The sequence below is a fragment of the Chitinivibrionales bacterium genome (assembly GCA_035516255.1).
In the GTDB taxonomy this organism is placed as follows: Bacteria; Fibrobacterota; Chitinivibrionia; order Chitinivibrionales; family FEN-1185; genus FEN-1185.
In genome coordinates, this window is the sequence record DATJAL010000060.1 from 1 (window position 1) to 25,888 (window position 25,888).

Annotated in this window: 17 protein-coding genes and 2 rRNA genes; 17 read left to right on the top strand and 2 right to left on the bottom strand. The window is 54.1% G+C overall.

Annotation, left to right across the window (positions count from 1 at the left end):
* The 15 genes from VLX68_17340 to VLX68_17410 all read left to right on the top strand — a co-directional run.
* Positions 1–428 (top strand): 23S ribosomal RNA (locus VLX68_17340); the annotation flags it as partial.
* A gap of 69 nt (positions 429–497) precedes the next feature.
* Positions 498–614: ribosomal RNA gene (gene rrf, locus VLX68_17345) — 5S ribosomal RNA — on the top strand.
* Between the two features lie 273 nt (positions 615–887).
* Entirely contained in the window at positions 888–1,250 is a 363-nt protein-coding gene (locus VLX68_17350) for a hypothetical protein (protein HUI94008.1), read from the top strand.
* Positions 1,251–1,853: 603 nt separating this feature from the next.
* Complete coding sequence (locus VLX68_17355; GenBank protein ID HUI94009.1) at positions 1,854–2,978, top strand: hypothetical protein; 1,125 nt, start codon at positions 1,854–1,856, stop codon at positions 2,976–2,978.
* A 780-nt stretch (positions 2,979–3,758) separates the two neighbouring features.
* A complete protein-coding gene (locus VLX68_17360; GenBank protein HUI94010.1) occupies positions 3,759–4,715 on the top strand; it encodes a lysophospholipase in 957 nt (318 codons plus the stop codon).
* A 279-nt stretch (positions 4,716–4,994) separates the two neighbouring features.
* A complete protein-coding gene (locus VLX68_17365) occupies positions 4,995–5,480 on the top strand; it encodes a hypothetical protein (GenBank protein ID HUI94011.1) in 486 nt (161 codons plus the stop codon).
* A gap of 141 nt (positions 5,481–5,621) precedes the next feature.
* Positions 5,622–6,176 (top strand): hypothetical protein, encoded by a 555-nt coding sequence (locus VLX68_17370; protein HUI94012.1) that lies wholly within the window; start codon positions 5,622–5,624, stop codon positions 6,174–6,176.
* A gap of 355 nt (positions 6,177–6,531) precedes the next feature.
* Positions 6,532–8,091: a hypothetical protein gene (locus VLX68_17375; protein ID HUI94013.1), complete on the top strand. Its 1,560-nt coding sequence runs from the start codon at positions 6,532–6,534 to the stop codon at positions 8,089–8,091.
* A 615-nt stretch (positions 8,092–8,706) separates the two neighbouring features.
* Positions 8,707–9,525, top strand: a complete 819-nt coding sequence (locus VLX68_17380) for a hypothetical protein (protein HUI94014.1) — start codon at positions 8,707–8,709, stop codon at positions 9,523–9,525.
* A gap of 78 nt (positions 9,526–9,603) precedes the next feature.
* Positions 9,604–11,301, top strand: coding sequence for a carboxypeptidase-like regulatory domain-containing protein (locus VLX68_17385; protein ID HUI94015.1), 1,698 nt, complete (start codon positions 9,604–9,606; stop codon positions 11,299–11,301).
* Between the two features lie 283 nt (positions 11,302–11,584).
* Positions 11,585–12,127, top strand: a complete 543-nt coding sequence (locus VLX68_17390) for a hypothetical protein (GenBank protein HUI94016.1) — start codon at positions 11,585–11,587, stop codon at positions 12,125–12,127.
* Between the two features lie 431 nt (positions 12,128–12,558).
* The gene (locus VLX68_17395; protein ID HUI94017.1) at positions 12,559–14,349 is read left to right on the top strand and encodes a serine protease; all 1,791 of its coding nucleotides are present in this window, start codon (positions 12,559–12,561) and stop codon (positions 14,347–14,349) included.
* Between the two features lie 144 nt (positions 14,350–14,493).
* Entirely contained in the window at positions 14,494–14,907 is a 414-nt protein-coding gene (locus VLX68_17400; protein HUI94018.1) for a hypothetical protein, read from the top strand.
* A gap of 316 nt (positions 14,908–15,223) precedes the next feature.
* Entirely contained in the window at positions 15,224–16,282 is a 1,059-nt protein-coding gene (locus VLX68_17405; GenBank protein ID HUI94019.1) for a thaumatin family protein, read from the top strand.
* A gap of 371 nt (positions 16,283–16,653) precedes the next feature.
* Positions 16,654–17,724, top strand: coding sequence for a thaumatin family protein (locus VLX68_17410; GenBank protein ID HUI94020.1), 1,071 nt, complete (start codon positions 16,654–16,656; stop codon positions 17,722–17,724).
* Between the two features lie 330 nt (positions 17,725–18,054).
* Here VLX68_17410 and VLX68_17415 read toward each other — a convergent pair whose 3' ends face one another.
* Both VLX68_17415 and VLX68_17420 read right to left on the bottom strand, forming a co-directional pair.
* A complete protein-coding gene (locus VLX68_17415) occupies positions 18,055–18,426 on the bottom strand; it encodes a cupin domain-containing protein (protein HUI94021.1) in 372 nt (123 codons plus the stop codon).
* 292 nt (positions 18,427–18,718) lie between these two features.
* A complete protein-coding gene (locus VLX68_17420; protein HUI94022.1) occupies positions 18,719–19,519 on the bottom strand; it encodes a CsgG/HfaB family protein in 801 nt (266 codons plus the stop codon).
* Positions 19,520–19,784: 265 nt separating this feature from the next.
* Here VLX68_17420 and VLX68_17425 point away from each other — a divergent pair, with 265 nt between their 5' ends.
* Complete coding sequence (locus VLX68_17425; GenBank protein HUI94023.1) at positions 19,785–22,616, top strand: SUMF1/EgtB/PvdO family nonheme iron enzyme; 2,832 nt, start codon at positions 19,785–19,787, stop codon at positions 22,614–22,616.
* Positions 22,617–22,870: 254 nt separating this feature from the next.
* The gene (locus VLX68_17430; protein ID HUI94024.1) at positions 22,871–25,690 is read left to right on the top strand and encodes a DUF4982 domain-containing protein; all 2,820 of its coding nucleotides are present in this window, start codon (positions 22,871–22,873) and stop codon (positions 25,688–25,690) included.
* The last annotated feature ends 198 nt before the right edge of the window (positions 25,691–25,888 follow it).

Sequence of the window (25,888 nt, forward strand, 5' to 3'; positions counted from 1 at the left end):
TATCGACGGCGAGGTTTGGCACCTCGATGTCGGCTCATCGCATCCTGGGGCTGGAGAAGGTCCCAAGGGTTTGGCTGTTCGCCAATTAAAGCGGTACGTGAGCTGGGTTCAGAACGTCGTGAGACAGTTCGGTCCCTATCCACTGTGGGCGCTTGATATTTGAGAGGAGCTGTTCTTAGTACGAGAGGACCGGAACGGACGTACCTCTAGTGCACCAGTTGTCCCGCCAGGGGCACGGCTGGGTAGCTATGTACGGAATGGATAACCGCTGAAAGCATCTAAGTGGGAAGCCAGCCTCGAGATAAGATATCACGTGGGGTTTAACCCCCCTAAAGGATCCTTGAAGACTACAAGGTTGATAGGTCACAGATGCAAGGGCAGTAATGCCTTCAGTCGAGTGATACTAATAATCCGTGCGGCTTGGTGCTTTTTATTTACATCACAACGAAAGTGTGCTTCATTATCAGGATATATTCAAAGATAATCTTTGAAAAATTTCTGGTGGTTATTGCGCGGAGGAAACACCCGTTCCCATACCGAACACGGCAGTTAAGCTCCGCCGCGCCGATGGTACTGCATGGGCAACTGTGCGGGAGAGTAGGTCGCCGCCAGATTAAATTACGGGCCCTCGCTTCTGAGAAGAGACGGGGGTTTTTTATTTGGGTTCGATTGCCTAAAAGCGGTGATGGAAATTTTACGATATTGACAAAAAGGGCATGATGCTCTATATTCTTAGGCAAGGAGGAGCGTTTTAAAACCTTGACTACCGCAGGAAATAAAGCGGGAAAGGCGCAGATTGTCAAACAGTTGCTTTGGGGAATCCGAGGATGGTAGAAAAAGAAAATTCATATTAATATTTGGGACATTCACGTATTCAGGGAGGTATTATGCTCGCAAAATCTTCAAAGACAAAAAGCCCGGCCGTTTCGGCCGACAGAATTTTCCCCGGAATCTGGCGGAACACATGGACCCACGGCGCCGAATCCGATTTTGAGATATTTGAAATCAGGAACGGGGTCGAGTACCACATCCTAAAGAAGGAGAAGGTTAACGGCCGCTGGGTGCACGACCATCATCGTTTCAACATAAAAATCCTGGAAGTCAACGAAAAAGAGGTGTCGTTCTCAAAGCAGTTCGTCGGCGAGGACAGGCCGGAAATTGTCAACCGGCACATGAAACTGATCGGGCCCGGCAGGATCGAAGGAATAGAAAGCGACAGCGCGCAGGTGGTCTATACGAGGGAGGAATAGGCGGACGGGTGGGTCATGTGACCTTTGATCCAAAATAATTCTCCTCCGTGTTCCACGGCCGTTCCGGCCGTGTTTTTCCTGCTACAATCCATTCAAGCTAAAGTTTTTATTTCGGCATAGGAGATTAATTAGGTTATTCAAAATTTGGAATCTGGAATTTGTAATCTGATCTTTAAAATTTCCAGTGGTTGTTGCGCAGAGGATACGGCCGCCGACGGTACTGCATGGGCACCTTTCGCGGGAGAGTAGGTCGCCGCAAGATTAATATAAGGGCCCTCGCCTCTGTGGAGAAGCGTGGTATTTTATTTGATCTGCTTGACTAAAAGCGAAGAGAGAAATGTTGCATTATTGACAAAAACGCTATTAATCCGTATATTATCAGGTGAGGCCGAATGCAGTCAAAGTGCAAATGAAGGTGGTAAAAGGAGGAAAATAGAAACGTCCGTAAAGGAAAGCCACACATACTCTCAACCCACCAATGAAAAAGCAGATTTCCCTTAAAAGTATAAAATGGCAGTTTGCTACGGGAAATATCCAACACAGGATATTCGAAATCAGTTTACGTTCAAGAGCGGGAAAACCAAACAGAAACAAGGAGCTAATATGAAGATTTCACGCAGGTCGTTTATAAATTCCTCGGCGGCTGCCGCGGCGGCAATGGCATTGCCGGCCGGCTTCGCTCGGACAATACTCGCCGGCGATGCTTCGGAAAAAACGGCGTTTAAGCCCGGTCCGGGCAACAAATGGCCGGGACGGGTGGTCATCAATTTCAACAAGAACGCGGTTACACTCAACGGGATAAACCCAACCGCGGTACCGTCGGTCATCGGCGACATGGTCAACGCATCCATTCTAAAGCTCACCGGGCAGACCGCCGTTGGGGCAGCCTGGAAAGCGGTATTTCCTTCATCGCTCGCCGCGACGTCGACGATTGCCGTCAAAGTTCCCCTCGGATGCGCCAACAGCCTTATCGCGCCCCACTGGTCATCGGTCCGGGCCATCACCGACGGCCTGCAGCAGATGGATTTCAATGGGGCCAGGATCCCCGCCGCGAATATCACTATCTACGATATGCGGTGCCGCAATAATCTTTCCAATTACGGTTATACGGCCGCAAATTTCCCCGGCATTAAACTGGTGTACGACACCATGGGGACAGGTTATACCGATGGAGCGCGGGGAAGGCAATACGCAACGTCACTGCGCTCAACGTTTCTCATCAATGTGTTCCGCCCCGGCGGGCATGGAAAGGCTTATGAAGGGTTTACGCTTGGATTCAAAAACCATTACGGCTCCTATGAAGTGGACCATAATGAGGAGACCGCGCCCGGCTATCTCCGCGACATCAACGGCACCGGCGTCGTCTTTGACAAGACCGTGCTCTCAATCTGCGTGGGGATTTTCGGGGCGCAGGAGGCGTCGGGAAGCCCCCATTCGGCATCAGTCAATTATTACAATTACGCGTCCTCCATTGACGGTTCAATTGCCAATGCCATGGTCCCGCCGACGACAATAATCATGAGCACCGATCCCGTCACGGCCGAAATGCAGGCCATAAAGATGATGCGGCTCAATAAAAAGCCGGCGGCCGCTTTCGGCGCCAACGATATGCCTCGGTACCTGAGGGCCTCGGCAGGAATCACCGGCGCGCTGCCGGACAAGGCCCTTAATTTCGGCGTCATCGACGAAAAAAAGATGGACATCCGGCGGATCATCAACGGAGTTTAGAAAGCGCGCTCGATGGGGTGAGGAGCGTCGCTTCATTTATAACGGTGCGGCACGGATACCTTCGTCAGTGTGTAACCTTATCTAAGGATGCGCGGTATGGCTTATCCGGATCATTGGAGATGCCGATAATCCAATTTGAATAGTCAATATAAGGCGCCTTCTTTACGCAAGCTATAAACCTGTTAATCATTTCTTGCCTGTTCATGGGAGTATTCCCGGTTTCCAAATGATCTAGGAATGCTCGGCACTCCATTTCGATCTTATAATGACACTCCCGCATTCTGCCATAGCAAGTAGTCGCTTAATTATCGATAATATTGACTTAATCCGATAAGGACGAGTTTTCCTAAAGAAAACATTTTTTTATTGGCCATTGCATCTTCGCCCATGTTTTAATAATATTATGGATGGATTAAGGTAACGGATGAATACGGTCCCCAACGTTGCGTGTCATACATAGTTCTTAACTTGCATGCCACACTTTAACAAAAACATGAAAGATGTTTTTTATGCGTCAGGTTGTTACCCTTTTTCTTATAGCGGCATCATTTTCCATTTATGCCCAGGAGACGAAGGAGATAATCAGTTCAACTTCCAAAACACCCGGGCATGTTTTTACCGACCAAGGTAGTATTTGGACAGGCGGCAATATCACTTGGGCAATATCAGGACATCGCTTCTGTAAAGAGGCTGTTTCGGGAATTTCTTGTCTCTGACGCCTTGACCGCCGCGGCAGGAAATTCCTATTTTACCCTTTCCCCACGGAAAGGATAATTGCTCATGAAAAGAGCTTTCTTCCTCTTGGCGTTTGCGGTCATCTTGTGCGGATGTCAATCTTCAAACAATCCGCCCTCCGCAATCGGCTTGGCCGACACCGTCACGAAGTGGGACACGGCCGCTACTGGCATCAGGCACGCCAGCGGCGGGTTTCATTCGAGGGACGGGCTTGCGCTGTACTTCCAGGCATGGGAACCTATCGACACCATGCGGGCCGTGGTTTTTCTCATCCACGGCGTTGCCGAACACGGCGGACGCTACGCAAGGTACGCGTCAATGTTTTGCAGTAAAAAGTACGCTGTTTCCACGTTCGATCTCCGGGGGCACGGCAGATCAATGGGCCAGCGCGGCCATTTCCCGTCGTTGGACGCCGCGCTGGATGACATTTCCCTGTTTGAGAAAAAAGTAAAAGGCATGTATCCCGGAAAGAAACTTTTTCTGTATGGGCATAGCCTTGGAGGGAACTTTGTTCTCAACTACTCGATCCGGCGAGGCACAAGCGCGGCCGGCGTGATTGCATCTGCGCCTTTTATCAAGACAACAACCGAACCGCCCGTGTGGAAAATGGCTCTGGGAAGGGTGATGAATGTGCTCTGGCCCACCTTCAGCATGCCTAACGGACTTGCTCTGGCAGATGTCACCCGCGATTCGCTCACCAAGCTTTCGATCAAGAACGACACGCTCGTGCAGAATCGAGTCTCTGCCCGCTTCATTGGTATGTTCGAAGCGGGCGATTGGCTGCTGGCCAACGCCGACAAGATGAAGTATCCGTTGCTTCTGATGCACGGCGATGCGGACCGCATCACGTCCGAACAGGCAAGTGCGCATTTCGCCCAAAAGGCCGGTCCCGTTTGCACGTTCAAGGTATGGCCCGGATTCTATCACCAGATTCACGATGAACCCGGCAGGGAAGCAGTGTGTGAATATGTCGTGTCGTGGATGGATTCGGTGGGGAAGTGATTCCCTACGGGTGCCCTGTATGAAAAACTATCCATGTGTTACTGCAATGTCGGCTTTGCTTAGAATTCTGGCGGTTTTTGCGCATGGGCGCTCTGTATAATCTTTCAATGAAACTAATAAAGTACCTCCGTGTCGTCCCGGCCGTGTTTTTCCCGGCAGCACTTACTTGCCCCCGACGTTGCATTTAGTATTTTACTTTAAACGCCGTGCATCGCTGGAAACTGTTTAGAGACTATTTTGTTTTCTACGGACCTGAAATTTAACTTTGGAGTTGCGAAAATGAATAGAAAATTTGCTGTCATTCTTCTAGTCATGTGCACCATCGCTTGTTCATTTGTTTTTGCTCAAAACGTTAATAAAAAAACGGAGAAACCCAAAAAGAAATCGGTTCTCATCGTTAGAGATTCCAGCGGCCTGGAAATTGCCGTCACCAGAATATTGAACGATAGTCTCTCAAAACTGGGATGCCGTGTAAAGGAAGCCGAGCTCTCAAACATAAAAAAAGAAAACGCGTCATCGTATAAGATTTCAATAGTATTCAGCGCAATAAAGGCCGGAAACGAAGTTGACCCCCGGATACAAAATTTTATCTCCTCCAAGGCCGACACCCTTTCAAAAGTCTTTTTGTTCACGGTTTACGGCGGTCTCTATGACGAACAAGGCAAAAAGGTTGATGCGACGACCGAAGCAACCAAGGCGCTCCATCCGGATTTGATTGCACGTCAAATATTGCGGTCGGTAAAGCCGGCCGTGTTGCCTCCGTGATAACCTCCGCTCATTCGTTTTTCCCAAAGATTTACAGGCGAAATTCCGAACAAAATTGACAAGTGCGTTTGGAATACCTATATTCTCCCATGAAGCCGTTCTTCAAAATAGATGCTTATCACCCTGCAAAAGGAGGTCGCTGTGTCTCTTAAAAAGATAGTCACCGTTGCAGCAGCGTTGATCGTGCTTGCGGGATGCGGAAATCCATTCATGCTAAAAATCGAAACAAAACCAGATATGCATGCCAACGCTTCCAAGGCGGCACTGGTAATTTACCGCAGCACTTCGTTCGGACCCCGCATGCCGGTTCACAACTTTATCGACGGGAAGTATATCGGGACAACGGTGGGGAAGTGCTTTTTTATCTCCAAGGTCGACCCGGGGTCGCGCTACGTGGTCGGTGATGCAGAAAACAAGGCTTGCGCGAAAATCAATTTCGAAGCAGGCAAAGTGTATTATCTACAGCAAATTCTCTACTTCGGGTTCAAGTCCGCACGCACTGGATACAGCGGATCGAATCCGAAAGATTTTGAAGATCAGCTGAAAGAGGGGATGGATTATATCGCAATCAATCCGGCGGAAAAGGCCCCGATGCTTAATGAAGGGGACTATAAGCAGACCATCGCCGATTTTGAAAGGGAAGACAAAGAGGACCCGTCAAAGCATAAAGACACCGATTCGTTGCAGGGATACTGATCAGTGCAATTTTTTTGTGGAACAGGTGTCCTGAAATTCCAGGGTTTTCCCCCTCCGCGCCTGCCGGCGTTTCGCTGACGGGAACGGTCACCACCATGGAAATTTCCTGGCAGCCGGTCTCGGGCGCGACCTCTTACACCGTTTACGACACCAAGGACGGCACGACTCCCACCGCGCCAGTTTATCAAATGTCAATAAATGCCAAGCCGAACGAGGACAGGCGGTGGGTTCTTCTCCCGGCCCTCATGCGCCTATCACGCCGTCCGCGTGTCCTTGTTTTGACAAACAAACCTTTCTGCCTTAAGCTATTTTCAACGGCGCACCCCGGCAGATTATTTAAAAAGGCGGTCGCATCATGCGGTTCCGTTCCTTTCAATCCGGCGTTCCACTTCTTTCCGTGACTGCCGCTCTCATTCTCTTTTCATGCACACCGCACCGCGTCGTGAAAACCGTTGAACAGGCGCCGTCACTCTGCGGCAACACCGACCTGCCGATCTGGTCCCCTCTCACCGATTTCGACGCCATGGCGCTCGGCGGCGAGGAAAAGGCGCGGGCAGGCGATCCCGACGCGCTGCTTGCGCTTGCCCTGTTCGCTTCGGGCGATGTGCGCGACCAGGCGACCTGGGAGGCGTATCACGGCCGTGTTCTTACTTTTGTGGAAAAGGTGCGTCGTGACGCGGGCGGGGACACTTCGGATTACGGCCGCGGCAAGGTTCTTTTCGACGGCGTGTGCCGCGAATTTTTCAGGCACCGCTTCGTCGATGACGAGCTCAAGGGATACGATTTCGCGCAGTCAAAGCTTTCCGGGGTGTTCGCGTCGGCGAAATTCAACTGCGTCAGTTCGGCGCTCCTGTACGTGGTTTGCGCCCGCTATTTGGGCCTGAATGTCAACATCGCGGTCATTCCTTCCCACGTGTTCGTGCAGCAGACGTTGCGGGACGGGAGAAAAATAGACATCGAGACCACCGGCAAGCAGGGATACGATTTCAAGAACGACAAGAGCTCGTTTGAGCGCTACGACGGGAACTGGTTCAAGGCGCGCGGCCTGGTGATGCCGACGTTCGGCGACTATACAAAACGCGAAATCATTTCCCCGCTCGAGGCGGTGGTCCGCAACATGATCAACCAGCACACCGAGGCGGGCAGAATGGCCGACGCCGACCGCTACCGCCTGCTCGAGGCCATGGGGTTTTGCTATCCCGGCGTAAAGGAATATGAACACTGCCGCCTTGTCGCGCTGTACAACGAAGTGATAGAATTGCAGCGGACGGAGGACTATCCGTCAATGGCGCGGTTCTTTAAGAAAATGGCGCCCGTGGTCCATGCGATCGATTCGGTCAGCGGAAGCGACACGTCGTTCGGCTACATGGTCGCTTCGCTTCGGCTGAGTCATGCCTTCGCGATTTTCAAGACCACGGGCGCTCCAGCGGCGGCGGACACCGCCGCCGACATACTGGCTCATGCCTCCGACGCCCTGCCCGACTATAAAAAGCTCGTCAACAACATCGGCGTCATCGTGCAGCTGATCATTGATAAAGGCACAAAGGAAAACAGGTTCGAGGAGTCAGAGGCGGTCGCACAGCGGTTTTCCCGCTATCCCGACCTCCTGCCGTGGATGCGGTATCTTGAGTCGTATATTTACGGAAGCTGGGCGGCGCGGCTCTGGCCTCAAAAAGACTGGAGCACGGTGATACGGCTTTTGCAAAAGGCAATTTCGCTTTCGGTCAAGGACGAGGACCGAAAGGCCCTGGTCTCAAACATCAAGGGCGCATATTACAACTGGACCGTGGAACTGTATAACGGGAAGAGGCTTGCGGAATCGTTGAACCTGCTCGAAGCATGCGAGAAAGATTTCGGCCTTGACGGCACCGCCATTGAGCTTAAGAAGAGAATAGTTGCGGCGATGAGCCAATAAAAACGTTGAAGCGGGGCTGCCCGCAAAGGCTCAATCCTCCAAAGTCCGATATTTCGTGTTTCCTCCCTGGCGAAATAAGTGAGGGTCGCTGCCGAATTTGCAAATCTTGGAACCCATTTTCCATTATGGGAAACTTGCCAATAAAAGTGACTTTACTTGGGGCGGACACGGCATAAAATCGCTACAAGCCTGATCGGGCAAATAACTGAACAATTTTACCAATATCTTCCTCTCGAGATAATTATCCCACCCAGGTGCTTGCGGATAGCTGCCTTGATCATTTTCCAACATGACGTCCCGGAGCGTTCTGTTTTCGCCGAGGCGCTCACCGGTTCGGGGATCCGTGAGACGCAGGCGATTACGATTCGTTAGAGAATTGTTAAAGGGCTCCTGCCAAACGCAACCATTGGGACTTCCCCCCGGGAATTAATCCGTGTCAATCCATGGATCTGCGGATCCGCTTGTTGAGCCGCAAAAATACCAATCATAGTGACCGTCATATTAAGACTTGACATAATGACCAAAAATGCATATATTTTGTATCCCCATTAACCGCGCGTCGGGCAATTGAAGGGATTAAACGAGAAATAAGCGAAACGCCGGCCATCTATCTCCATGAAAAAGCTCACCCGCAAAAAGAAATACCGTTCACAGGGAAAGGACCTGCAGATGATCAACTCAACAGCGTGTCTGCCTTTCCGGGCATTGGTCCGGATAATCTTGGTAGCAGCCGTTGCGCTCGCCCTCGGTTGCAGCGGCCAAAAAAGCGGCGCTGCGATAACGGGACCGACGGCTACCGGATCAACCCAGAACTTGATAGTCAATGGAAACGCCGAAGCCGCCGCCGGATCGATCGACGGAACGCCTGTTACCACGCCGGGCTGGGTTTCTCAGGGCGAAGCAACCGCGGCGCAGTATGGAATCAACTTATGGCCGGCGCTTACCGACACCGGCCCCGCGGACCGCGGGTTGAACCTTTTTTCCGGCGGACAGGACGACTCTGCGTCTTCGCTCACCCAGGCCATCGACGTGAGCCGTTATGCTTCTTCCATTGACAAGGGCCACGTCACGTATACCTTATCGGGCTGGCTGGGCGGATATGATGGCCAGGATGATAACTCAACGGTGTCCGTGACTTTCAAGGACGGCCAAGGCCACGAACTCGGCACGGGGAGCATCGGGCCGGTTCTGGCAAGCGACCGTTCAAACCAGACCGGGCTCCTGCCGCAATCGTCCGAGGGCCCCGTGCCCGCGAAAACACGAACAGCGACCGTTGAAATCCTCATGATCCGCACTGATGGCACTAACAATGACGGCTATGCAGACAACCTGTCGATCGTGTTTAACGGCATTGACTCAACGTTGCTGGGTTCGGGCGCTCTCCTTAAAACGGGGGCGGCGCAGTTGCCGATCCAGGCGCCCACGGCTCCGTGAGGCAAAGAGATGAGGAAGGTTTCAATAGCAGGCGATCTCGGCGGAATGGTGCCACCATTTACAAGAAAGAGGCGATAAATGAGGAATAAAAAATTCATGGGGATGATCTGGCTCGCGACGGGCATCATCGGCGCTGCATCAGGTCAGAACGTGATTCAATCGGACCTTTCCGGCACCGTGACCGATGCCAACGGTAATCCGCGCTCCGGAGCAATCGTCATGCTCGTAAATGCCGGGTTGATTGACTCAACGGATGACAACGGAAATTTCACGCTCCAGGGCGATGTCGGCGTGCGGCACCCCGCTTCTTCGGTGATTGCGAAAAACGAAGCCGCCATACGTGGCAACAAGCTCTTTTTCACCATTCATTCTGTCAGGACGCCGGTTGCGGTTGAGCTGTTCGATTGCCTCGGCAGGATGCTTTACAACATACCGCCCGCGGATTTCTCGCCCGGCAGCCATTTCATCTCGATCGTGCCTCCCGCGTCTCCCGCGATGGCCGTGAGCGCCATCGCCCGGGTCTTCATCGGGCATGACGCGATGATTTTCCGTTTTCCAGGCCTTGGCTCCGCGCCCGCGCAAGGCGCGCAGGTTCCGGGCCGTCCCGCGCAACTTTCAAAGACGCTGGCCGTGGTCGACACGCTGCTGGTGTCGGACTTCAATTCGATGACCGTGAGGGTTCCTCTCACCCAATATGTCGCGTCCGCGCTCAACGTCACCGTTCCGGACGACAATAGAACCAACGAACTGATTCTCAACGATGTCATCGTGATAGGAGGCGCCGGCAATACGGTGACTCGATCGACCGACGAGATCTACCGTGCGCCGGGAGGGGATTCGGGCACCACCCTGTCGTTCTTTGGAACGCGAACGACCGAAGCGCCCGATTTCGTGGACGTCGATTACGTGCAATTCACGAATCCAAACGGCCAGTGGCCCTACCGGATCGTTTACAGCCGCGAGTTGCTTCCGATCAACTGGTCCATCGACTCGTTTACCATCGTCGTCACCGCCAACGGCGAAGACAGCATCAATCCCTATCAGGTGGTGCACCTGTTGTACGGCGCCGACACCGTGACCGACACCTTCACCCTGTGCCTGTACCCGGGCGACCTCCACGTGCTGCTTGGCAAATGCAAAACGGCGGTCCCCGCTTTCGACACCATGCCGGTCCACGCTTTCTTCGCCTCAAACGGCATCAACCAATACAACGATCTGCTGCGCCTGGCATACACCCGGTCGGCCAACACCGCGTATTACCGGTACCTGTGCGTCGTATTCTCCACTGCCCAGGCGTGCATCGAGATGACAAGGGTCTTTCCTTCGCATTTTGCCAAGGTCAAGCGCTCCCTGGCCGCGGCAAAGAGAAGCGGCGAGTTCGGCCCCACCACCATCGCGGAAGACCTGCTGAAGACGATGCTCAAGAGCGTGCTCAAGGAAATCGCCCGCGACCTGCTGGCAAAACCGCCCTCGGGGATCGGCGCCCTGCTCTGCGAAGGCGCGGATGACAACTGGGACGAATGCAAATACCAATACGTGCCTTTCCAGGGAACCGCCACCGGCTCGGTCCCGCCCGACGCGATAACCAAGTGCATGAGCATTTGTTCGTGGGTGACGCTCGCGTGCTTTACGAACATTTGCATGCCCATGACCCTTGAAGAGGCCGAGGCCGGCGACATCAAGCAACAGCTCGCGAATTTCGATCAGCAGTACTTTGGGGGCATTTTCACGAGCAGCGGTTTGTTGAAGACGGCAAAGGTAAAGAGACTCCGGTAATTATTTATTCGGCCGGAATAATTTGAAGCTCCCGCCTCCGGGAAGAGGCGGGGGCTTTTATTATGGATCAAGAGTGGTAAGTTGCCGTCGGATTACGTGAGGACCCTTCCGGAGTAAACAATCCGTAAAAAGATGCCCCGATCCACGGGCTCGGGTATTTTGAACCTATGACCGGCAAGAAACGACAGTAATAACGAAGCGCGACGGTCGCCCGCGGGATTTCCAATTTGTTTAAGCGTTCGCGTCCATAAAAACGCCAATTGATTCTCAGAAGGGAGAGGTCATGGATAATCGAGTCAAAATTTCTCTGATGGTATTTGTTTTCGCCGCGTCCCTGTTTTACGTCGATGCCGCGGGGACGACGGATACGCTGTTCCAGCGTTTGAGCCAGACGCCGATAGGTCAAATGTCGGACCCGGAATATGAATATTTCCTCAAAATCCACGGGCGGCACGGCAGCGGTGACCGTTGTAACGATTTCCAGCTCAATGAAATCCTCAAGTCGAGGCCCACCATCGCCTCGATGACCGGCAACGAGGCCCGGTACTTTGACAACATGGTGTACGAATGCGAAAGCATCAATCCCTGCACCCTACCGCAGTTTGTTGCCCTGCAGAAGAAAGACACCGCAACCATGTCAAATGAGGAGTACTTTCAGTTGACCGAACTCAGGGAACATTGCGCAATCTACATGGAGAAATATCACCCGACCAGGGACCAGACACGTGTGAAAATCGGGTTCACGGTGCTGACCGCGGTTGTTATCATGCTGGGGATTGTGGTAGGAATACTGGTCTATCAGGTAAACGGCCCCGGAGGAAGGTAACAATGGTTTGCCTCATTACAGGCTATTGTGCATGAAAGCCTGCCGCCCCAAAAAAATTAATAAGCCCTCCGCCTTAGAAAAGAGGCGGAGGGCTTTGTTTTTTTTAGTCATTATAAGGAACAATCGCAAATTTAACAATATTGACAAGAAGGACATCAAATCCGTTACGGTCCTGTGAATCGGGGCGACCGGTGCTTGGTGAAAGGAAGGAAATGCTGCATAGAGGCAAGCGTGAGTCCCGGATGGATTTAGGGATGGGGGAAAAGGGCAATTCGTGACGATTATTGACAAAAACACGCTGAGGAAAATATAATTGTTACATCGGTGCCGCAGGCGGCGTTGTTACAAGGAACGGGCAAGGTGATGGCGATTTTTGCCGTGGCCGGGAATTATACAATCAATTGACCATTTACATCATCTAAAGGAAGCATATGAGACGCATCGCAAACATGCTGGGCAAATGGCAGCTTCTTTTCATGATCGTCTTCACTATATCAGCGGGCGCCGCCAAAGGGTTTCCTTCGCAGGAGGGTGAGCTGTCGGCAGGAGCCAAACGCATCGACCTCCAGGCGCTCAATGCAAAATACTGCAACGCGGTCGTGCGCATCGAGTCAACGCCCGTCGTGAACATGGAGGAGACAAAGCTCAATCCCCGCAAAAGCGAATCTTACACCGGAGGCGACGACGTCGGTGCACATGGAAGCGGTTTTTTCCTCAACGACAGCGAGATCGTGACCAATGCGCACGTCGTGGAGGACGCGCGTAAGGGCAGCATCCGCATCAAGACGCCGGCGTCGGGCAACGTCACCTTTACCGTCGACGTGATGGGCGTCGGCGGAAGCGGGTCGGTGGACCTTGCGGTGCTCAAACTGCCGCAGGACGAACGCATGCGCTATCACAAACACACGGGGTTCGCGGCGGTCCCGTACTTGACATTTGGCGACTCCGACTCGCTGAAACAGACCGATCAGCTCGCCATTTTCGGGTATCCCACCGTCAGCGATGAATTGAAAGTGATACAGGCCGAGGTGACGGGGCGGCAGTACCAGCACGAGGGGCTGCAGGATTTTTACAGCAACCACCAGTACATCGAGGTCGGCCCGGGCGGCGTCGTGCAGCCGGGAAACAGCGGCGGGCCCGCGCTTGACGCCACCGGCAAGGTGGTCGGCATCCCCGCGCTGGGAGACTGGCAGGGCAATCAGGGCTGGCTCATCCCCATCGCCATTGTCCGCGAATTCATCGGACGCATACGAAACAACCAGGCCGGAAGCGTGGGTCTGCACATTCCGATGCTCGGCGTCGTTCTCTCCAAGAACTCGACCGGCACGCTCGTGCTCGCGGGCGCTCCGGAGGAGGTCGTGCTGTTCGAACTGGGCGTCATCGTACGCGAGGTTTTTCCGAAAAGCATGGCGGAGGCATGGGGCCTCAAGGCCGGCGATATCATCGTGGGGTTTGCGAACAAGCAGCGGAAAATCTGCTGCGCGCTTGACTTTGAAGGGTACCGCGTGTCAACGGGGAAAATGTCCCGCTGGCCGCAATCGAAGGACGGGGTTTCCAACAGCAATCTGGCGAAGATCCATTTGATGGAGATGATCTTCACCAGTTCGATCGGCGACGAAATCACCCTGTGGTATGTGCGGCCGTGTTCGGGCGTCCCTACGGGGGACAGCCTGCGCACCATGACCAACCGCGTCATGCAGGACATGATATCCTCGCTGCCGAACATGGGATTGTATGAAAAGCCGGAATATGAATATTGGGGCGATTTCGTCACGCAGAATTTCAACGAGTTTAATGTCCGCATGTTCAATGTCCCTGTTCCCGAAATCGTCGCCGGGGGCGTATTGGTGACGTATGTGGAACCCAACAGCCTTGCCAGTCACGCTGGATTGGAAATGTCGAAACGCTTCGGATACGGCATGTTCGGATACCACCGATATCACGGCGGAATGCGGGGAGCCGAACGCTGGTATATCGTCGAGAAGGTTGATGGTAAGCCGGTGGCGGACCTGAAGGGATTCAGCGCCACCCTGCGCGAAGCCGAAAAAGGGTTTGTCGCGCGTCAGGGCGCGCCGGGCTACCGGCCCGAGCGAAAACTGCTCTATCGCGAACGTTATGTCCAGCTCGGCGTGCGCACCAACACCGACGAGGGAAGAATACTGCATTTCGACGCGACGTTTCCCATTGACGAGGCAATGGAATACAGCGGGGCGGGGAAATAATTGTTGACGGACGGCAATTGAAGAAATAGTGACGGTTGCACGAAAGGTGTTTTTCTGAGCGAATTTCGGCACTATTCCATTCGCCCTGAGCCTGTCGAAGGGTGAATAAAGAGCTTTTCAATACCTTGCTAACGGAGAATGAAGATGAAAAAATTACTTGCTCCACTGCTCTTATGTGCCGCATTGCTTGTCTATGATGGCTGCACGAGCGAAGGATTATCCGACCGGTTGTTCGGAATCGCAGGCATAACGTTTGACGCAAAAGACAGCACGGTTCTCAAGGGGACATCCGTCACATTGACGGATTTTTGGGGTCATCTCAAGAACCCTGTTCCTGATGTCAACACGGTCAGCGACTCCACGGGTCATTTTTACATTAAAGTTGATATAGGTATCTATGTGATCAAAAATCTGTGGGGGACAACCACCTATGAGGCGGACTCATGCAGAGTAATTTTTTCCAAACCGGGATACCGCAATGACTCGATGGTTCTCAGGGGTGCCTCCAACTCTTTGGACACGGCAGGCAGAAACCCACCAGATTCAATCTACCTTTAGAGAGATTACTACTCCATTTCCACCGTTATTTTCGCGATTTCAAAGCCGGTAATTTTTTTGCGTTGACAAGCATCGCAGCTAACCTTATTTTTTCCAGTAAGGCAGGCGGTGGCGGCCGTTCAAAGGAAGGCTTGACAAATTGCATTTGTAAAGTGACCCCGCCGTTATGTAAAGCGCATCCTGCGACGGTGCGCAACTTTTTTCGTGTTTTTTGGAAAAAATGCTGTAAATTTCTTTATAGGACGAGACTTTAGCGTTTAAGACGGGGCGAGACAACAAAATCTTATTCCATATCTTTACTTGAAGGGGGAGTTTTATGAAAAGGTTTCTTTCCGAGTTGGCGCTGTTGACCGTTCTTTTAATTCCGTTCGCCGTTTCTGCCGATACAACCTTTACCTGTCCGGAATGTTTTCCCGCAGTTGCTGATACGTGGCCTCATACCGGTAAATATGGCGCAGGCACGCGGCATTACTTCATGCACAATTACTGGCATAAAGATCTCACCGTTCACGTGAACGGCAACGGCGGCGCCGGTTGGACAAACCTCACCTTCACGCTGAAAATCGGGCACGACACAATCATTGAGATCCCAAATGGCTGGGCATCTGCAAGAATCTGGGGCCTTTGGGATCCCAAATATGCCAATGGGCCGTTTACCCTCGCCGAAATCACGTCGCATGCCGGCTGGGGGTGCGATTGGTATGATGTAAGCCTGGTTGACGGATACAACCTTCCCATGTTGTATTATCCGCTGCCGGGAACGTTCCCGCCCGATAATCCCAAACTGGACTCGACCTACGGCCGGCAGGGATGGACGTGTGGAGGGGAGGATGACTGCACAAAAGACCTGTATCTGACCGCACCGGCGTCAATGTTGAATTTGGATACCATTAACGGCGTACTCGACACCAACGGGTTTTATTGCAGTGGTGATGTTGGTTCACCCTGCGCTGCTCTAAAAAAGGCTGCTTGTCCAACTTCGTACAGTTATCCTTACGACGATCCTCACAGCCTGTTTACCTGTCCATCGCCGACCGTGAATGCCGCAGGCACCGCGGTCGGACCAGACTATATTCTTGATTTCGGACTGCCGCCGACCTCTCTTGTTGACAACAACAAGAAGCTGGCGATAAACCGTACTATTCTCGGGAACGCATCAATTACAATAACCAGGAATAAAGAACTGAAATACCTCTATGGCGGACAAGGACCCGCGTGGCTGGAAATCTATTCCTGTTCAGGAAAACTGATGCTTCGGACCGCGGTCAACGATTATGGAACCATTGCCGTTCCGCAGCTGAACAGAGGCGTGTATATTGTTTCTCTCAAGTCGGACCGTGTGCTGGCGACAAAGCAAATGCTGGTTTCGCGGTAAAAAGGCCTATAGAGTAAGTGTCGGCGTGATTGCAAATACCCCCGCTTCCGAATAGAGGCGGGGTTTTGTTTTTCCGCTCTTGCAGCCTGGGCACGTTCTTATTTGACAAATACCTACGTAAACTTTATATTTTCGATTATGGCATGCCGCTGGAAATGGAGAAAGGCGCGCTGGAAAACGCCGGAAACGTTTCCGGCATAAATAAAGGAAAAACGGAAAAAGTCGCAGCTGTCAGGAACGATGGACAACTTTTTTCCATATTTTTTAAAGAAATACTGTAAATTTCTCTATGGGCCAAGACTTCGGCGCCTAAAACAAGACAAGAAAATGAAATCCACCAATTCAATTTCTTCAAAAGAACGGGAGTTTTTATGAAAAGGTTTTTTTCTGAGATACTGCTGCTGGCCGTTGTCCTGCTTCCGCTGGCGGTTTCCGCCGCCGTCGATACAATCGTGCCATGTTCGGAATGTTCTCCGGCAATAGCGGATACCTGGCCCCATACCGGCCAATACGGTGCCGGCACACGGTATTTCTACTTGCATAATTATTGGCACAAAGACCTCACCGTCCGCGCGACCGGCAGCGGCATGAGCTTTACTTTTCCGCTTAAGATCGGACATGACACGATACTTCAGATTCCAAACACTTGGGCATCGGCAAGAATCTGGGGATATTGGGACCCTAAATATCAAAACGGGCCGTTCTCTCTCGCCGAGATCAACATGGACTCAAGGACCGCCGCAAACTGGCATACCGATTGGTACGATGTGAGTCTCGTTGACGGATATAACCTGCCCCTGTTGTTTTATCCGCTGCCGGGAACGTTCTACCACGACAGCGCCGCGTTGGACGAGGCGGTGCAACGAACTTCCCAATTTACTTGCGGGGGCAAGGGTGATTGCGTTACAGACTTGTATTTGACCGTTCCGGCGTCCATGTTGAAGTTGGATACCATCAACGGGGTGCTCGACACCAACGGCATTTATTGCCAGGATAACACCCAGTGCCGTGCTCTGAAGAAGGCGGCTTGTCCCACCTCGTACAGTTTTGCCTTGGACGACCCCGCGAGCCTGTTTACGTGTCCATCGCCTAATCTTCCGGCTTCACTAGGGGACTATGCTAAGTATGGACCCGATTATGTCCTAGATTTCGGTTTTCCGCCCACGTCGCCCGTCATCAGCGACAACAAGCCGACGATGAATTACGCTTTCGTCGGAAATACGTCCGTCACGATAACGAAGAACAGGGAAGTGAAGTACCTCTACGGCGGAGGCGAACCGGCGACGCTGGAAATTTATTCCTGCTCCGGAAAGCTGGTGTTTCACGCCGCGGCCAAAGAATCCGGATGCATCGCGGTTCCGTACCTGAACAGCGGCCTGTACATTGTTACGCTCAAGTCTGCCCATATGCTGGCGACAAAGCAAATGCTGGTTTCGAGGTAAAAAAAACGGAATAATAAGTTCCTTGCTTATTGCAGTAAAACCCCGCTTCTGAACAGAGGCGGGGTTTTTATTCTTTGTAAATTCTCCGCGATGTTCCTGAGACGGTGCGTTCCGTAAACGTTGCCCGTTTCACGCGATGCGGTCCGCGGATGTTTTGAAGTCGGTGGGGGCGGCATTGCCGAAAGGCGTTTATGTGGCGACACCGGTTGACAACGGCAGGCGTCTGTCGCAGAAATTCGTGGCGGCACGATGGCGTCTGATGACGTAAGAAAAACGGGACGCTCCTGCTTATTTTGGGCAGAGAGCGCCCCGCCTGCTCAAACACGACCGTCACTCCCGTTTCGCATAATTGGCCATTCCCTGGAAATCAACGAGCACTACCGGCTCGTCGCCCACGACCCAGGCATCGTGGCCGCTTGACAATAGCGACAAATCACCGGCCTTGGACGTGAAATCCCTGCCGTCTTCCATCACGATTTTAAGGGTGCCGCTTACCTGGTACTGAAAATGTGGCGCTTCACAGAATTCCGTTTTCGCAACCGGCTTGACCGACGTGGACCATCTCCATCCAGGTTCCAGCGTGGCCCGCCCCACCGTACCGCCGTTGATGTTCAGTAATTCCAATTTTCCCTTTGGAAAAGTCCTTACTTCGTCCGCCTTGGCAAAGGCGCGCACTTGGGAGGTGTCTATTGCTGTTGTCATAATGCCCTCCTTGTTTAAAAATATGGATAATACAATAGTTGCATCGTAATTAAGGCGCTATTTTCGTGCCAATCTGCAGAGAAAATGCCGAAAGTTATTGATGAGAAAAAAAGGAGGGTCTTAATCGATTAATCAAAACAATTGGATTTTGAATTGATTTGGTTTTCTTGTTAAATCATTTTTTCACGATCAACTTTTACTAATTCGGCCAACGTAGAATTGGGCAATTATTATAAATGTTCCGTCACGTGGTTTTCAATTCTGTATTTTGATACAAGCGGCGGCATCGCTTTTATTGCCGCGAAAGCTGATCCGCCATCTGCACCGCCGCCGCGCTCAGCTTGTCGGCTTTCCCGCCGACCTCTTTCGTTGCGTGCGAAAGTATTTCGCCCGTGCGGACGCTCACGAGCCTCACCGTGATCACCCACCGCTGGCCGAGCCTTCCGATGCTGCCGATGAAAACAGCGTCGATGCTCAGCAGCCGTCCGATCTCGACCGCGCATTCCGCCGAACCGCACGCACCGCTGTTCTGGAATCCCTGTTCGCTCAGGATCTTGCTGATCTGCGAACGCTCCATCACTTTGAAAGTTGCGTCCGCCTGCAACTGATTGGTGAAGATATCGGTGACAACCGCGGAAACGCCGCTGTCGTCGCCGGTTGTTTCGAACCGCATGACCGCAACATTGCTCACGGGCGCGCGGGTCCGGGCCGCGGAAGACGGCGTCGGCGCGCGCGCCGCAGTTGCGGAGTCGGAATTGCCGTTCGACGCCGTTGATGCATAGGCCCTTCCCGAAACCGAAGCGCCGGTAACGCCCTTTTTCATGTCCAGCCACAGGATATGCGTCGCGCCCTTTGCCGCGGCGAAATGCAATGCCCGTTTCTTCGCAACGTCCAGGCTCAAGTCCTGGCCGGTGAGGCCGCCCCAGTGCGAATCGCCGGTCACGATGCCGAGGTCTTTACAGCCGCGGCATTGCGATTCGTCGGTGATCTCCACGATGGCCCGCTTGGGCAGCGACGGCGCGCATCCCGCGAAAAGGAAAAACAGGCATGCCGCGACGGCAAACTGAAGAATCCTTTGCCCGGTTGTTCTCATCCTTGATCCTTGCAATTGAGCATTGAACGGCCGCATAACATTATGGTTTCAAATAAATATAACTATTCGCCAGCGATCTTTTGGATTCTTCGAACAGGGCCGTTCCTGAAATTCCGGCGTTGTTTTTACGAGCGCGAAATCGTGCGTTGAAGGCGCGATCTGAATATTGTCAACCATCCCGTGCGGTTGGTATTTTAAACAATCCGGTGCAATGTCCGTAATTTTGATTAGTTGCCCGTCCCAAAGATAGCAAAAATGGTGTCATATGGATAGCGATATCATTGCCATTGCAGGCAGGCTGATCCTGGTTCTGCCTCTTGTGTGGCTGCTCGGATGTTCCCCGAACAAGCCCGTAAAGATTGTGCCGGATGAAACCCCTGCGGGCATGCGGAAAATCGCCGCGGCGGGGAAATCCTTTATGCAGGGCGCGAACGACTCGCAAAGCACGCCCGACGAACAGCCGGGCATGCTGAGCCGTTTCACGTATGATTACTGGCTTGATACCACCGAGGTGACCCAGGAGGAATACGCAAACGTGACCGGCTTGCAGCCGGTGCCGTTGACAAGCGCGTACGGCGTAGGAGGCCGGTTCCCCGTGTATGACGTCAGCTGGTACGACGCGGTCCTGTTTTGCAACCAGAAGAGCAAGCGCGCGAACCTCGACACGGTGTATGTCTATTTCGGCGCCCCCCAGAGCCAGGGCGGCAGCGTGTATGCGCTCAATGGTCTGCGCATCAATACCGGCGCCGGCGGCTATCGCCTGCCGACCGAATCGGAATGGGAATATGCCGCGCGTGAGGGGACGTCGGTGATTCCCTTTCCGCATCTTGCCGACAGCGCCGCGGCGCAGGCCTATGCCTGGTATTCCGCAAACGCAAAGGGTACTACTCACCCCGTCGCCGAAAAGCCGCCGAACGAATTCGGCCTGTACGACATGGCCGGCAATGTCTTTGAATGGACGCAGGATTGGAAATGCTTGTATACCGGAAAAAGCATCACCAATTCCTGCGGGGCGCCGTCGCCGGACCAGGGGTGCGAAAAGGTTCTTAAAGGCGGGTCGTTTGAGCACGGGTTGATATCGCTGCGGCCCTCGCGCCGCCAGACCACCTATCCGATGTCGCTGTCGGAATACGCCGAGTACATCGGTTTCCGCTGCGCGCTCGGCGCCATCCCGGGCCCATCGTACATTTCCTCCGACACTTCCGGAATCGTGACGAACGCCGTCAACCTGCTCGCCCCGTCCACCCAGCAGATCGTGGGCACGACGCGCGTGGAGGTCGCGTTTGTTAATGTGACCGACAATCTGCGCACCTTGTGCTACGTGGATTACAGCAATCCGATACCGGCCGTTTTCGAATTCAGGGATGTCTCTAATGTCAATGTTCCGTCCATTTCTCCCGACGGCAGGTATGTGGCCTATTGCACGGCCGGCGAGGGCGCCTCCGGCGCGGCGGGCATCTGCATCAGGAACCTGCTCGGCGGCACGCCGCTTAAACTTCCGTGCGACAGCGCATTTGCCCCCCGGTGGTGGGTGGACCCGGCCACGTGGGACACGTTCTTGGTGTTCACCACGTCGGCAATCGACAACACGCTGCCGGAATGGCCGCAGACCCAGACGCGGATGTGGCGGATCTCCGCGGGAGCCACGGTAGGCAACTGGCAACTGCTGAGCGGCAACGGCGGCTTTCATGGTGGACGGTCGGCGGACGGCAGGTACCTCGTGACCGGCTACCGGAGCCTTATCATGCGCGACCTTGCCGCCGCTACGGATCACCAGCTTTTCCTGCCGCCGCAAAACGGAAAACCGGCCGACGGATCCACCCAGGCATGCAACGCGTCGATTTGCACCGACAGCAGCTTCAGCGGCCGGTGCCTGTTTCTGGATTTCGGATGTCCCATTACAAGCGCGTTGACGGGAACGGTGTACGGGGTCCATCAATACATTTTTATGGCGGATATTACCGACTCGATTCTCAATTGGTACCGTTATCCGGACGGCGAAAGCTGCTGGCACAATGTTGAATGGTCGAATGATGCCCGCTTTACCATCGCGACCGCATGCAACGCCCTGGACATATCGCACGACGTTTACATCCTCAACCTGAATACGAAGGTGAGCCAGGAAATCATTTCGGGCACCACACTCGAGGAGCCGGCGCTGTGGATTGCGCCGGGATCCATCGCGCCGTCTTCCGTGAACGACTCGCTTGATCTGGACAGCCTGGGGCTCTACGACGTGCCCGCGGTGTCGTATAACGTGGGTGTGTTGACAAAGCGGATGCAGGGATTTTGGCGGCACCACGACTCCATGAGCGTGGTGTTTTTCGGAAGCTCCCACACCTATTACGCCGTCGATCCCGATTATTTTACCGAAAACAAGGTCGCGAACATGGCGATTTTCGGCGGCCCGTTCTCCGTGGCAAAGTTCTTGTTGGAGGGGTATTTCTTAAACCACAGTCCGGCCCTGAAACTCGTCGGATGCGATTTGATCCCTGCAACCATGAATTGGCAGGATTTTTTTACGCCGTGGACGCTCATTCAAAACAATGTAGGCTTCAATTACGACGGGAATCACGATTATTGGAAGGCGGGGCTTCCCCGTGATTTCGAAAAACTGATGGCCCTGGCACCCTGTCCGAATCTACCGGCGGTCGATACGCTCGGGATCGATCACGGGTCGCTATGCAAAGGATGGGGCGGGAGCAGCCCCGACCTTTCCGGGGGAGGCACCGCCTGGTCGACGGATGATCCGCAGTACCAGATCAATACGGCCATTCTCAAGGAGGTGGCAGGCACGCTGTTCCAGAGAAAAATTCATTTCCTTTTGTATATCACGCCGGAAAGCCCCTATTACAAAAACACAATTTCCTACGGACGATACGGGCCCAGTTGGGCGACCGCGGAGTCCGTCATCACCACCATAAGGGCGTGGGAAGACACCTTTCCCGGTTATTTTCATTTTTATGACGCATATCGTGATGGAAACCATGATTATGCCGACAGTGAGGCCTCCGACTGCGAGCACCTGTGCACCGTGGGCGCCAGAAAGTTCAGCAGGCGCCTGGACTCCGTGGTGACGGCGATCCTTGGCCAGTAAAGATGTTCCGCGATATTTGCCGATGAACATTTCATGAGGACCGGCCATTGCGGATTTTCGTCGCGGTAATCATGTTCCTCAAGAGCGGCGCGTGGTATTTTATTCACCATAATCGCTTCCATTTACTATATATTATTAAGTGATGTTTGATTCCAAACGGCCGGGATCCGGACGCCGGTGATTTTAACGACTCAGAATTTGCAAGATAAAAATTTCTTCCAATATTAATCGATTAACTTAAAAAAGGGGGGAGTATGCTGACTACGTGCAGGCTTGCGGCAATAGGTATTGGATTGGTTTTTGTGATGTCCGTGGTTCATGCCGAAGTATATACGCCTGAACCGTCGAACCGGGTGACCATCAATTTGGGGGTCACGCCCTGGAAATTCACAAAAGGCGATCCCGTGAACGCCCAGACAGCCGGTTTTAGTGATGCCGGATGGACGGACGTGGGCGTACCGCATTGTGTCAATGAAGACGAAGCCTACACCAACATGATCAGCGGCGGCGGCAACCAGTATGGCGGCACCATGTGGTACCGCAAGCACTTTACGCTTGATGCGTCGTACTCGAACCGCAAGGTGTTCGTCGAGTTCGAAGGCGCGAACACCGGCGCCGCCGTGTACATCAACGGCACGTTCATCCCCGGAAACAGCGCGATCAACCCTCTTTGCACGCATGTGAACGGCTTCATTCCCTTTGTCGTTGACCTCACGCCGTACGTTCAGTTCGGCGGTGCGGACAACGTCCTTGCAGTCAAGGTGAACAATAACGGCGGCACCTATGTCGAGGCGATTTCCGGGGCGTTCCGCTTCGGCCAGGCCGACGGCGGACTGGTGCGCAAGGTTTGGATGCACATCACCGACAAGGTGTACGTGCCGGTCAACGTATATTCGGTTGTCAAGAACTGGGGCACGTGCGTGGGCACGACCGCGGCTTCGGACGCCTCGGCGACCGTTCGCATTATGACCAACGTGCAGAACGACAACGCGACGGCCCAGACCGTGACGGTCACCACCAAGGTCTGCGACGCGCAGGACAATGTCGTTCTCTCTCAGCAAAGTTCGCCCCAGTCCATTGCCGCGAACTCGTCGTACGTATTCGACCAGTCGGGCGACATCACCAATCCCAAGCTGTGGTATCCCGCCAACAGCACGTACGGCACGCCGTACATGCACAAGGTGTATCACATCGTGCAGGTCAACGGCGCCACCGTCGACGTGTTCACGTCGCCGCTCGGCATATGCAAGGTCACGTGGGACCAGAATTACCCCTATTTCAACGGGAAGATGCATTATGTTTGGGGTGCTTCGGGCCGGTACAATTATCCTGCGCTCGCCTCCGGGGTCCCCGACGAGCTCCTGTGGAAGGATGCCAAGCTCACCGCGGATTGCGGAGGGAGGGAATGGCGTCCGGGGCACTCCACCTGCACGCCCGAATTTGTTGACGCATGCGACGCGTTCGGCGTGCTGATCGATCAGCCCAGCGGCGACGGCGAGGGAGCATTCCAGGCGAACAACATCACCCAGAACATTATTATCCTTAAGGGCGAACTGCACCGCGACATGATCGTCCGCGACCGCAACCATCCCAGCATCCTCATGTGGGAGGTCACCAACGCGGGCATCATCGACAGCCTGTCGCGGGCGCTCAAGGCGCTTGCGCACCAGTGGGACCCCATCATGCTCCGGGCGCAGTCCGACCGGTCGTATCTCGACGGCTGCAAGGCCGGCATCTCCGACGTCATCGAATGTTCATCGGCCGGCTGCGAGGCCGGGCAGAAATTGAATTCCGCGTGCACGAATTTTCCCGCCTTCGGCGCCGAGGCGTGGGACGCGGGTCCCGCGCGCGCGTCGCGGTTCGCCTGGGACTACGAAATCCAGTTCGCTGCCTCGTATCTGATAAACTGGAAAAACGCCGTGGCGGCCAAGGCCTTCGGTCTTGCGCACTGGTATCTTGCCGAGGCGCCTGGCGAGGTGGGGCCGTTCCTCGGAGACACCCGCACGGCGCGGTCGTTCGGGTCGTCGATCATGGACGCGAACCGCCTTCCCAAACTGCTTTACAAAATCTACGGTGTCGCGTGGGTTCCCTTCTCGCAAAGGCCCGGCATCGTCATCGCGCACCACTGGAACCGCAGCGGCACGGTGCGCGTCAACGTGTTCAGCAACTGCCCCAAAGTCCGGCTGCTGCTGAACGGAACCAGTCTCGGGGATAAAGTGCCGCTCGGGCCCTCGGGAACCTCGGGAGACGACAGGTCGCAAACGTCAACCACGCTGCCGTGTCAGGCCTGGTACGACAACGTGACCTGGGCGGCCGGGACGCTGCTCGCCGAGGGACTCGATTCGACGGGCAAGGTGGTGTGTACCGATCAGAAAGTCACCGCGGGCAACCCCGACCACATCGACCTGACCGTCGACCCGAGGCTCGTCAAGCCCGACGGCTCGGTGTTCAACATCACGGCCAACGGCACCGACTGCGCGACGCTGCTTGCAAAAGTCGTTGATGCCAACGGCAACCTGTGCCCGACCGCGACCAATATCGTCACGTTTTCGGTCACCGGCCCCTGCGTATACCGCGGCGGCACCGATGCGTTCGTGACCGACGGCCAGCCGGTGGGATACCATTCGCCGCTTGATCCGAATCTCTCGGCGGAGGGCGGCATGTGCCACGTCGCGGTGCGGTCGACCTTTACGCCGGGAAACGTCACGGTAACGGCCGCGTCCGCCGGGCTCGGCAGCGGCACCGCCTCGTACACCATTGTGCCGCTGTCGGCGGGACAGACTTCCCTGGCGATGCCGGAAGGCGCCAACGGGTCGCGCGCCGCCGCATTGCACGGCTTTGATGTAACCGGGACCACGATAAAGTATTATTTGACAAGACCGTCCATGGTCTCCTACGCCGTGCTGTCCGCGTCCGGCAGAACGGTGTTCAGCCAGAAGCCGACGGCGGCGCACGCCGGATGGACCGTCGCCCGGATCCCCGGCAGCGCGCGCATGGCCGCGGGCATGTACTTTGTGCGCATGGTTGTTGACGGGAAGGAAAATGCGGCGAAGAGATTTTTCGTGGTGAGATAGGCCGGCGGCTCGTTGAAAATAATGGCCCCCGCTTCCGGAAGAGGCGGGGGTTTTTTGTTTCTGGATGGCATTTTGACCCCATGAAGCAATGGTGCTTTCAAACTTTTTTTGATTTCCTTATTTGACAGGCATGACCGCGACCGAATATATTTTTATGCCCAACCGTTTTAAAACATCGGATGTAAAACCAACTATACA